Source organism: Aquibacillus sediminis, from assembly GCF_005870085.1.
Lineage (GTDB): Bacteria > Bacillota > Bacilli > Bacillales > Amphibacillaceae > Aquibacillus_E > Aquibacillus_E sediminis.
The window spans coordinates 1-10537 of sequence record NZ_SZNM01000045.1; the positions used below are offsets into that span (position 1 = coordinate 1).

At 31.3% G+C, this 10537-nt stretch carries 18 protein-coding genes; all 18 read right to left on the minus strand.

The window, feature by feature from the left end; genetic code table 11:
* Positions 1 to 164: 164 nt before the first annotated feature.
* The 18 genes from FCI53_RS20470 to FCI53_RS22265 all read right to left on the minus strand — a co-directional run bounded on the left by FCI53_RS20470 (position 165) and on the right by FCI53_RS22265 (position 10291).
* Positions 165 to 449: a hypothetical protein gene (locus tag FCI53_RS20470; protein WP_138420846.1), complete on the minus strand. Its 285-nt coding sequence runs from the start codon at positions 447 to 449 to the stop codon at positions 165 to 167.
* Positions 450 to 764: 315 nt separating this feature from the next.
* Positions 765 to 1106: a hypothetical protein gene (locus tag FCI53_RS20475; RefSeq protein ID WP_138420847.1), complete on the minus strand. Its 342-nt coding sequence runs from the start codon at positions 1104 to 1106 to the stop codon at positions 765 to 767.
* Between the two features lie 147 nt (positions 1107 to 1253).
* Positions 1254 to 1451: an SNARE domain-containing protein gene (locus FCI53_RS20480; RefSeq protein ID WP_138420848.1), complete on the minus strand. Its 198-nt coding sequence runs from the start codon at positions 1449 to 1451 to the stop codon at positions 1254 to 1256.
* Positions 1452 to 1562: 111 nt separating this feature from the next.
* Positions 1563 to 2096: a hypothetical protein gene (locus tag FCI53_RS20485; protein WP_138420849.1), complete on the minus strand. Its 534-nt coding sequence runs from the start codon at positions 2094 to 2096 to the stop codon at positions 1563 to 1565.
* A gap of 85 nt (positions 2097 to 2181) precedes the next feature.
* Entirely contained in the window at positions 2182 to 2676 is a 495-nt protein-coding gene (locus tag FCI53_RS20490; protein WP_138420850.1) for a hypothetical protein, read from the minus strand.
* 91 nt (positions 2677 to 2767) lie between these two features.
* Positions 2768 to 3451, minus strand: coding sequence for an HAD family hydrolase (locus FCI53_RS20495; RefSeq protein ID WP_138420862.1), 684 nt, complete (start codon positions 3449 to 3451; stop codon positions 2768 to 2770).
* A 154-nt stretch (positions 3452 to 3605) separates the two neighbouring features.
* On the minus strand, positions 3606 to 3980 hold the full coding sequence (locus FCI53_RS20500) for a hypothetical protein (RefSeq protein ID WP_138420851.1): 375 nt from the start codon (positions 3978 to 3980) through the stop codon (positions 3606 to 3608).
* A gap of 371 nt (positions 3981 to 4351) precedes the next feature.
* Positions 4352 to 4918 carry a hypothetical protein gene (locus tag FCI53_RS20505; RefSeq protein ID WP_138420852.1) on the minus strand — a complete coding sequence of 189 codons (567 nt, stop codon included), beginning with the start codon at positions 4916 to 4918 and terminating at the stop codon, positions 4352 to 4354.
* A gap of 125 nt (positions 4919 to 5043) precedes the next feature.
* Entirely contained in the window at positions 5044 to 5238 is a 195-nt protein-coding gene (locus FCI53_RS20510) for a hypothetical protein (protein ID WP_138420853.1), read from the minus strand.
* A gap of 141 nt (positions 5239 to 5379) precedes the next feature.
* Complete coding sequence (locus FCI53_RS20515; RefSeq protein WP_138420854.1) at positions 5380 to 5733, minus strand: hypothetical protein; 354 nt, start codon at positions 5731 to 5733, stop codon at positions 5380 to 5382.
* Between the two features lie 172 nt (positions 5734 to 5905).
* Positions 5906 to 6451: a hypothetical protein gene (locus FCI53_RS20520; protein WP_138420855.1), complete on the minus strand. Its 546-nt coding sequence runs from the start codon at positions 6449 to 6451 to the stop codon at positions 5906 to 5908.
* A 361-nt stretch (positions 6452 to 6812) separates the two neighbouring features.
* Positions 6813 to 7256 (minus strand): hypothetical protein, encoded by a 444-nt coding sequence (locus tag FCI53_RS20525; protein WP_138420856.1) that lies wholly within the window; start codon positions 7254 to 7256, stop codon positions 6813 to 6815.
* A gap of 131 nt (positions 7257 to 7387) precedes the next feature.
* Positions 7388 to 7729, minus strand: coding sequence for an immunoglobulin domain-containing protein (locus tag FCI53_RS20530; RefSeq protein ID WP_138420857.1), 342 nt, complete (start codon positions 7727 to 7729; stop codon positions 7388 to 7390).
* Between the two features lie 281 nt (positions 7730 to 8010).
* Positions 8011 to 8193, minus strand: coding sequence for a hypothetical protein (locus FCI53_RS20535; RefSeq protein ID WP_138420858.1), 183 nt, complete (start codon positions 8191 to 8193; stop codon positions 8011 to 8013).
* A gap of 799 nt (positions 8194 to 8992) precedes the next feature.
* Positions 8993 to 9268 carry a hypothetical protein gene (locus tag FCI53_RS20540; protein WP_138420859.1) on the minus strand — a complete coding sequence of 92 codons (276 nt, stop codon included), beginning with the start codon at positions 9266 to 9268 and terminating at the stop codon, positions 8993 to 8995.
* A gap of 189 nt (positions 9269 to 9457) precedes the next feature.
* Entirely contained in the window at positions 9458 to 9640 is a 183-nt protein-coding gene (locus FCI53_RS20545; RefSeq protein WP_171038263.1) for a hypothetical protein, read from the minus strand.
* 65 nt (positions 9641 to 9705) lie between these two features.
* Positions 9706 to 9888, minus strand: coding sequence for a hypothetical protein (locus FCI53_RS20550; RefSeq protein WP_138420861.1), 183 nt, complete (start codon positions 9886 to 9888; stop codon positions 9706 to 9708).
* 115 nt (positions 9889 to 10003) lie between these two features.
* Positions 10004 to 10291: a TIGR04104 family putative zinc finger protein gene (locus tag FCI53_RS22265; protein ID WP_171038264.1), complete on the minus strand. Its 288-nt coding sequence runs from the start codon at positions 10289 to 10291 to the stop codon at positions 10004 to 10006.
* Positions 10292 to 10537: the final 246 nt, after the last annotated feature.

Here is a 10537-nt window from a genome sequence, read left to right on the forward strand (position 1 = left end):
ACTAAACGCAAAAAATCAGCCCTTTCAATAATATTAGGTTACTCGTATTTTCTTTTCCTGTTATACATTTCTGCCTTTTAACACAATAGGAGTTGCCCACATCGACAACTCCTTATTGAATATTCGCACCCGTTTGTTGAACAAGCAATTTTATTAAATATTGCTTATTTCGCCTCTGACTCAATGATTGTAAATATCCTTGAATAAACATCTTTTATATTGGTTTCATTTTCAGCATCATCCCAATAATTAAATGTATCTTTTGCTTCACTTATAATACCTGTTGCATATGTTTGGTCTTCAATATTAGGAGCTTCTTCATAGGTCATATCATAATATATAAATGGTAGATATGATTTCTTTGATTCAATGAAGAAGACAGGTATTTTCAATTCATTATACACTTGTGCGAATTGTTTTTCCCCAGCTTGACCCAGATATTGTTTCATAATGAAAACAGCATCGTACTCATTAGAAACCTTTGCAACATTTGATTCTAATTTGGTTAACGTTATGCTCTTAAAATTAACATTCTTCTCACGTACTTCGGGTGATTTACCTATTACACCATAATTAAATCGCTCCCTTCATAAATAGGGGAGTCAACCTCATCTGCTGCTTTGCACCCCACTAATAGTGAGAATAAAATTAAGAACCCTATAAAAAAATATTTACTATTCATTGAAAAACCCCTTTAAGTCAACTCCTAATTTATATAGCTAACTTCTTAAACATAATGGGCCAGTTCCTTCAATAAGAAACAATTAAAGTTCTAATATACTTTTTAACTCAAGCGTTTGTTCCTTAGTCAAGCTAGAGTAATTTGAACCCCCATCAAATAAAACTGCACTGCCATCATCTTGAAACCATATATACCGCCGAATTTCCGAAACACTTTCATCAAGTCTATCAAGTTGAAAGAAAGCTTCTGCCTCATTTTCGATATTAGGTTTATTAATACCCTCTGAATTATCAATGATTGTTCTTAATTTAGTTATTGCCTCTTTATCTGTAATTTCGTTATCAAATTTAACTCCTTCAGTACCCTCATCGTTGAAAGGACTCCCTACCTTAATGACCTTATCTGCTGAACACCCTATAAGCATTACTAACATTCCTATGAATGCAAAAATCCAAATTATATTTTTTATTTCAGTTCACTCCTCTTTTTTCTTCTTAAACATTCCTGCCACATACCTACGAAAGTAGCATTACCGTTGTTGTGGTAATACACCCTTTAGATTAGTAACTTTCTACGATTTATTATTATCAGTGTCCGATATAATTTTATCTAATTTCTTTTCCACTCGCTTTAATCTGTCGCCTCTCTTTCGTAAAACAATAAATAAAACGATAATTGCCAAAGGAATAGCTAATAAAATTAAAAATGATAATAACTGAAAAATCATATCCCCAGTGTTTACGCCACCAACTGATGCTAATAAATACAACACAATCTCTCCCTTTTTTAAAATTTTTCTTGATTGCAAATAATGATGAGCGTTCCTACTTGTTCCAGAAAAGCCCCCGTTTGTTGAACAAGCAATTTTATTAAATATTGCTTATTTCACCTCTGACTCAATGGTTGTAAATATCCTTGAATAGACATCTTTTATATTGGTTTCATTTTCAGTATCATTGTATAATCCATAGCCCCAATAATTAAATGTATCTTTTTCTTCACTTATAATACCTGTTGCATATGTTTGGTCTTCAATATTAGGAGCTTCTTCATAGGTCATATCATCATATATAAATGGTAGATATGATTTTTTTGATTCAATGAAGAAGACAGGTATTTTCAATTCATTAAACACTTGTGCAAATTGTTTTTCCCCAGCTTGATCCAGGTATTGTTTCATAATGAAAACAGCATCGTAATCATTAGAAACCTTTGCAACATTTGATTCTAATTCGGCTAACCTTATTCTTTTAAAATTAATATTCTTCTCACGTACTTCGGGTGATTTACCTATTACACCAATAATCAAATCACTCCCTTCGTAAATAGAGGAGTCAACCTCATCTTCTGCTTTGCACCCCACTAATAGTGAGAATAAAATTAAGAATCCTATAAAAAAGTATTTAATATTCATTGAAAAACCCCTTTAATTCAAGTCCTAATTTATATAGCTAACTTCTTCAACATAAGCTCTTCGTTAGTTTAATATCGAGGTCTGTTCATTCAGCTGAGTAAATAGGCTCAACTTTTGCTGTGCGAGATTCTTTGTTTATCAAGAACCACAACCGAAAACCACTATCAATTGTCACTTTTTTAGCCTTACGATTACCAAATTCTTGCTTAATATTTTCTATTGAAGGGTCAGTAATAATACCATATTGAATCATAAAATCGGATTCAACGTAATTGCTACCTTGGTTGTTATAACCTTTCTCGGGATTAAACGATGCACCACCACTTCCTCTAACCCATTCCCACCCTTCATTTGTTAGTTTTATAAACCCACCCCAGAGTTCGTCATTCTTTTTGTAGAAAACAAAAATCCCATCTTTAACAACCTCTTTATGTAAAATCTCATCAAAATCCATCTCAACTTCTAACATTGCATTTTCTATTTGTTGTTCTATACTCAGATTTTCTTCTTGATTATTACAACCAGTTATTAAGATTAAAGCAATCGCTAAGACAATAAATAAATTAAATTTGTTTTTCATCTTATCTCCCCCAAAACTATTTTTATTCCACATTACTGCCCTTTAACGAAATAAGGGCTGTATCCCTTGTTCCAGATAAGCCCCCGATAGCTTAATAAGATTTTATATTTTGATTGTTTAATTCCTTTACAATTAAAGGTATTTCCTTTAAATCTTCAACTATAAAATCTGCTTTAACGTTATCCCATTGATAATCTTTTTTCCATATTCCCTTCATTCCTATATTTTGAGAAGTCTGTATATCTTTTTCTGGATGGTCGCCAACGAATATACTTTCCGAGGTTAAAACATTGAGGTTATGCAAGGCTTTTTCAAATATTTGTGGCTCAGGCTTTTTCATTCCTTCCCATTCGGATATAAGGATTGTTTTAAAGTATTTTTCAATACCCAAAGCCTTAATATTATCCATTTGGAACTGCCCCTTACCATTAGTAATCATTCCAAGAACAATATTATTTTCACTTAATGTTTCTAACATACTAATGAGGTTAGGAAAAGGAACACAGCTATCTTGAAATTGACTAATATAGTCTTGAAGTAATTCTTCCCAAGTCAAATCAGTAATATCAAATTCATCAATTAACTGTTGATAGACCTTATCCTTCCAAACATAACCCCGATTATCAAGTTCTATAAACCTTGTTGTATATTTATCTTTTGATACATGATTTACCCATTTATTTAATCGTTCGTATTGCTTTTCAATAAATAGCTTTAATGACGCATCTCGGTTTAACAATGTTCCATCTAAGTCAAATACAACAGCTTTTATAATATTCATCCACTCCCCAAAACAAGAATATCCTTTTATTTCTATATTTACATTTCAATTACCTTCTTCAAGCTTACTACACCATTTATGAAAAAGGATCAGCAGCCGCCGATCCTTAATCCTTGTTGTGCATTCGCATCTCGTTAGCACAACAAGCTTATATGACATAATCAGTTTCTTTTATTGAAATCACTTCAATATCAGAACAATAAAAATGAAGAGTGTCTTCTTCATAGTCAGTCACTTCATACCTTTTATTTTCCCAACCTTTATCCTTAATGTCCTGAATATCTATTGATATTTGGTGATACGGACCACCACTTTCAAAACGAATATTCTCTGGATTATGGAAGTGGAAATTTGCGATAAACTTATTACCGTTATCATCATCAATAACAAAATCAATTTCAAGTAAGGATTTGTTTTCTCCAACTTCTTTGTAAAAAGAAACATAGAAGCTAGTTATAAGTTTAATTTTTATGAGAGAAAAATCTTGAACTTCATTTGTAATTAGTTCTACGTTTTTTATCAATTGCATCACCTTACATTAGAGTTTTAATTACCATTTCTTCTTGCACATAACTGCTGCTTCTTTATTAAAAAGGATCAGCAGCCGCCGATCCTTAATCCTTGTTGTACATTCGCTCCCTTTAGTTTAATATCCTCAAATTAATATTATAATAACTATCAATAAAGGAAGAACTGCTGCAATTTTTGCGTCTTTTCTCGTCGAATTGCTTATTGTAGGCATCCATCTTATCTATCCAGAAAGACTAACCAATCGAGCAATTAAAAAAAAGATAATAAAATACATAAAAAATGAACCTATCATAAAATAACCCCTATTGTTGTTTGTTATAGAAAGCATCCCGTTTGTTGAACAAGGTAAATCGTTATATAATGCTAAATCGGATTTTGATCTACTATCTTATTTAGCTTAGTGATTAGCCTACTCATTTTATTTACATCATAGTTTTCTGACCAATGTTTCACATCATGTTCTTTTTCTATCTCTTTTACAAGGAGATGTAATATTTTATTTCTATCTTTGAAATTTGAAGACAACTTTTCGTTAGAATACATATCTAAATCTGCTTGTTCATCCATTGAACGATATGTTATATAAAAGGACATTATAAACTCAGATAAATCCTCAACTTTTACACTATCACCTGTTAATCCTTCATAATTTCTTGAAAAATTCCATAAATAGTTATCCGTTTGTTTCGAAAAATTGCTATAAAATACTGTGTCTGGAACTTGTAATTCCTTTTTCTCATTTAATAGTTGATTTGTGTAATCTTCCATTTCCAACAAATACAATAATACTTGTTGATATGACTCTGAAACTGATGTATGTACTATTGACTGATATTCGTTCATCCTTGTATTTGTAACCCAAATTACAGTTACTAACACACTTATTATTATAAAAAATATAATAGCCCCTATCTTATTTTTCAGTTCCAAGTACTCTCCCCCCTGAATATTTCTTGTTCAACATTCCTGCTTATTTAACACAATAGGAGCTTCCGCATCGACAATTCCTTGTTCAACTTTTGCTACCGTTAATTTAACAACTTAATTGTAATTTTTTATTTATTATTACTAGACTCATCTATGTTATTAACAAATAACAATGAAACACCTATTATTAAAACCACAATAACTAATACAAAAGCAGGACCAGATAAACCATTCACATGAGCATGTTGCGCAATAATAGCTCCTGTAAGTAAAGACATACAAATTATTAAAATACCGAATAAAACATATAATAATTTTTTCATCCTATCCCCCATTATTTAAGAGTTCTGACTCTAGTCTATGTAAAATAAGCGTTCCTTCTTGTTCTAAAAACGCATCCTGTTAATTTAACAAGAAAAAATTATATTATATCTTTGGGTTAACTAATTTCTTTCATTATCCCATTAGTCATGTTCAAAATAATCACTCAGGTCCTTAGATAAAATTTGAATATCTTTAATATAATAACCACTAAAATCTCTTTTTTGCGTTACTTCCCCAACATCAATTAGCATCATGTCACCATCTTGCAAACCGACCCATGCATAAGTTTTAATACCATATCCAGCTGTAATCTCTTTCTGGAGTTGTTCAAAGTCACTTTTAGAGGGTTGATTATGGGGAGCAAATAAGCCTTTAAAATCACTATAATTATCAAGAATTAGTGCATCTGATAATGAAGTTGCAATTTTACCAGGTGTTTCAACTTCCCTATTTTTTTCCACAGATAATATGAATAAGCTTACTGTTAAAGCCAACGAAAGTAGAACAATAATATAATTCTTAAATTGATTTTTAATAATTATCTCTCCCTTTTATGATAGACAACTGTTTTTTACGCTTTAGCTATACTGCTTCGTCTATGAAAAAGGATCAGTAGCTGCTGATCCTTAATCCTTGTTGTACATTCGTCCCCTATAGTAGAACAAATTATTGTTTTAATATTTCTTTACCATCTCCATCATAGGCAGTAAAGTCAACTGGTGCATTGATTGGATTTTCATAAAACACATTCCAAATTTTAAATCCTTCTCCAGTATTTATTATCTTTGCAGTTTTTTTACGAGTACCATCTGGTTTTTGAGTAATTATTTTTTCTATGTCAGGATTAGAAGTAACACCCGTTATCTTAAATACTTGTGTATCTTCATCATTCGTTCCATGCCATAAAAAATTCTCAGTATCTGGGTTAATGGCTATCTCTCCATAACCCATTTCCCACTCCCACTCATTATCTTTTTGTCGTAAAAATGCTTCTCTTACCATGTTTTTATTCATCTTCTTATAAAGAACAAGCACACCATCACTGATAATTTCAACATGATAAATTTTATCAATAGTGATATCTTGGCTACTTATTTCCTGCTTCAATTCTTCCATAATGCTTATTTCCTGGTTTTGAACGGTATTAGAAGAACAACTAGTTAAAATAAATAGAATGCCAAGTACGCCTAAAAATCTCAAGAAATGTTTCATCGTCTTCCCCTTTCCCATTAGTTCTCTCATCTTCAATATTACTGCTCCGATGGCATAATAAGCGTTCATCCTTGTTCCCGAAACGCTCCCTTTAGTGAAATAAATTTAACCTGTATATGGTATCTTAATATCGATAACTTCTACATGAGATAGAATAAGAGTTAATATGATTGCGATGTAAATCAAAGCTAATAAAATCCCTGAAAGTAAAACATTTTTTAATATAATCCTCCCCCTTTTTTGCTTATTCAACTATCCGTCTACAAAAAGGCTTATGCTTCTTGTAGATAAGCACCCTTTACTTTAAGTGTACTTCCTCACAAACTTAACTCATCCTGAGAAAGCTACCACATCATAGGCGTTAGAACAACCAATTATTTACCCTTTCCAAAGACTTAATAATAGGAACTAGTGGTATCAAAACTGCAAAAATGATATTACTATCTATGATTGCTTTCCACAATTTCATTCCATTTCGAACCTTATACACTAACAAAAATATAGATACAGAAAGCAAAGAAAACAACAACCATAAAAATTCCTTTTGTCTTTTTACTTCATCTTTTATGGCTTCGATCTTCCAAGTATCTTTTTCTGAAAAATTTACGTCTATAATATTCTTTTCCATCCCTACCACATTGAATGATTTTAACGATATACTATCGCTTTTCACTTCAACAATATTGTAACCGTTTGGTAAAAATGAAACTTTGTAAACAATAAGATATGAGATACCAGTAAGGATACCTGCAATCAATAAAAAGGCTAAAAATTTCTTAACCTTTGCCATAAATGTATCATTCATTTATTGAACCACTCCCCTTAAACACCTTCATTTTACTATGAAAATCCAATCACCTTGTTAAATATTACTGCCCTTTACTTTAATAAATAAGATCTTAATCCAAAGGGATGCGTTACTTTAATAAGAAACAATTAAAGTTCCAATATACTTTTTAACTCAAGAGTTTGTTCCTTAGTCAAGATAGAGTAATTTGAACCCCCATCAAATAAAACTGCACTGCCATTGTCTTGAAACCATATATACCGTCGAATTTCCGAAACACTTTCATCTGGTCTATCGAGTTGAAAGAATGCTTCTGCCTCATTTTCGATACTAGGTTTATCAATACCCTTTGAATTATCAATGATTGTTCTTAATTTAGTTATTGCCTCTTCATCAGTAATTTCGTTATTAAATTTAACTCCTTCAGTACCCTCATCGTTGAAAGGACTACCTACCTTAATGACTTCATCTGCTGAACACCCTAACAGCATTACTGACATTCCTATGAATGCAAAAATCCAAATGAACTTTTTAATTTTAGTTCACTCCCCTTATTTTTTCTTAAACATTCTGCCATGTTAATTGAAAAACAAATTATAAAATATAATACTATCATAAAATTCAGTCATTTACTTTTTTCCGAAAAAGAGAAGAACGTCACCTTAAATCTGACGTTCCCCTTGTTGTGTTAATGCTTCCGTTAACGAAATAAGTGTACATCTTTTATTAACTTGTTTTCTAAAAACAGTAATCAAATCGCTTATTGCCTTTTTTATCTATTTTTAATATCACTTATTTCTTTTTCTAAACTTTCAACTCTGCTTTTCAAATCCTTATTAGTTTCCTTTTTAGAACGGACATATTTTGTAAGTAATACTATTCCAACCAATACCGCAATTACAATTACAAAATTCGCCAGAAGAACTAATATAGGCAAAATCTGTTCAAATGTCACTATGATCCCCCTTTTTATAAATTATTTGAGTAGTTTTTATTCCTTTAAAATAATACAAAAAGATTAAGTACTGCATTCGGCATTTTTTCATTAACCCGCAATTTAGCACAATAGGAGCTGCCAGATTGACAACTCCTTGTTTAACAATCGGGCCCCGTTTGTTTAATTTCACTGTCATAATAATTTATTTAAAATTGCTGTCAAACAAATAAGAAAAAATCCAAATAGATAAAAATATCCTAATCCCTTTCTTTTTTCTTTAACGTACTCTATACCAAACGATAATAACATAATAGGAATGAGGTAGAAGATAAAGGTAAAAGTGCTACCGAATATAAGCCTATATGCAAATAACAAAACAGCTAAAATTGCCAAGATTATATTAAACTTTCGTAACAACATTTTTATACCACCTTTTTATAAAACTCACTCTGTAGTATCACATTGAAGTAAACTGCCAGTTAAATGAAAATACGTTCCTCCTTGTTCCAGAAAATGTCACCCGTGACTTGAACAAGTTATTTCTGTTTTTTCTTCTGCACAATTACCCAACCTAAGTAAGAGAAGTAACCAATTATTAGTGGTAAATAGGTACAAAGCTAAATTCTTTTGATAAGTAGGCAAACAAGCCAAAAGTTATTATAAATGCTGGAATCATAATCCATAACCACACTCTTACTCTTGGGCTTTTTAAACTCAAGTTCTCATTTCTACTTTTGTAACCTCCTTGTATTCAACAAAATGCTTCTTTAGCACAATAGAAGCTTGTTCAATATTCGCACCAAATAGTTGAAGGTGTTTAATGATTTGAGGCAAAACCGAATTTAATTCCTTTTATCAACCAAACGATTGCTGTAACAGTTATTGGCAATGCTATGCACCAAGAACTTAAAGAAACAGAAGAATGATATAACGCAGAAAAAATTATATCTGTAATCATTGTTAAAACGAGTGTCACCAATGGTGCTAACCACCATTTTTTTGTTATAAAATATACAATAAGTGCTGGTACAATCGTGATGATAGGCACGATGATTAACTGCCATATAAAGCCGTCAATTACAAAGTCCCCCATACAAAACCCCTCCTTAAAAAATATAAATTAATACTAACATACATATTTCATTTACTTTTTTATTACATTAACCTGCTCGATAGTCCAACGGTGGTAACAACAGCTTGTTCCACTATCGCACCCTTTAGTGACACAAGATTTCATTCGCCTTATTAAAAAATAGCTCCCCTTTGTGAAAATAAGAACCGTCTATCCCATAAATGCTGTCAACAAGAAAAACAAAGAAGCTGACCACAGAACAAACAATAAAGCCGCAGAATGTTTTACAAGTCCATATTGGTGATGGGTATCGTCTCCTTTAATTGCCTCAATTAATTGTAAAACAAATAAATAACCAAATATTAAAAATAATAAGACCAAGAATAAAAACAATTCCATTAACTCCCCTTTCTAAACTCAACTGCCCTTTACTTTAAGTACATTGATTCACATATTGCTTATTTTTTGCTTTTTAACGCTCTTAATATTTCAGAAACACCCATTGCAATACTTGCATTTAACATTCCAAACACTGTTCCTAAAAGGATCATTCCATCGTATTCCCCGAGAAAATTCATTACAAAGAAAATAAGACAAAATACAAAAACTATAATTCCGAAAATAAATAAGAATTTATCCAAAATTACACCTCCATTTAACTTCTCGTGTTGAATAATCCTGACCTTCAAAATTTAACTGGCGTATCTACAACTCATTGTTCCAACTCTCGCCCCCCATTAGCTTAAGTACAATAGTTCACAAAGAATCTTTATAAGTAACAAAAAAAGGGGGCAACAAAGTACCAATAATAAAAATAAAAAAAGCTATGCTAAGTGTCAAAAGAATATTATTAAAAGGGGACAGGAAATTCCCGAAAATAAGCATTGGAAGAATAGTAAAAGAGACAAAAGTGAACCTACCAGGAATTGTTATCTTATGTGTCGTACCGCACTCGTTACATTTTATAGGTTTATAATTCCACCAAAAGGATTTATAGATTTGACTCCAACTAAATTGTGCATAGCACTTCTCACATTTTTGCAAAACAAAACCACCTCCAATATAATTTCTAAATTTACAAAAGTATTGTATTCTTACTTTATTAACCTACCACTTTATAACATTAAGAGCTGTCACATTCGACAGTTCCTTGTTCAACAATTTAGTCTGTACCCCTTATACTAGACACAAGAAAATTTCGACCTTTAAACTATTAGTGTAAGGGGAGATTCTTAATGACAACATCCAAAAAACATCAGCGTTATAGTAAGGAAATAAAACTAAAAGCAG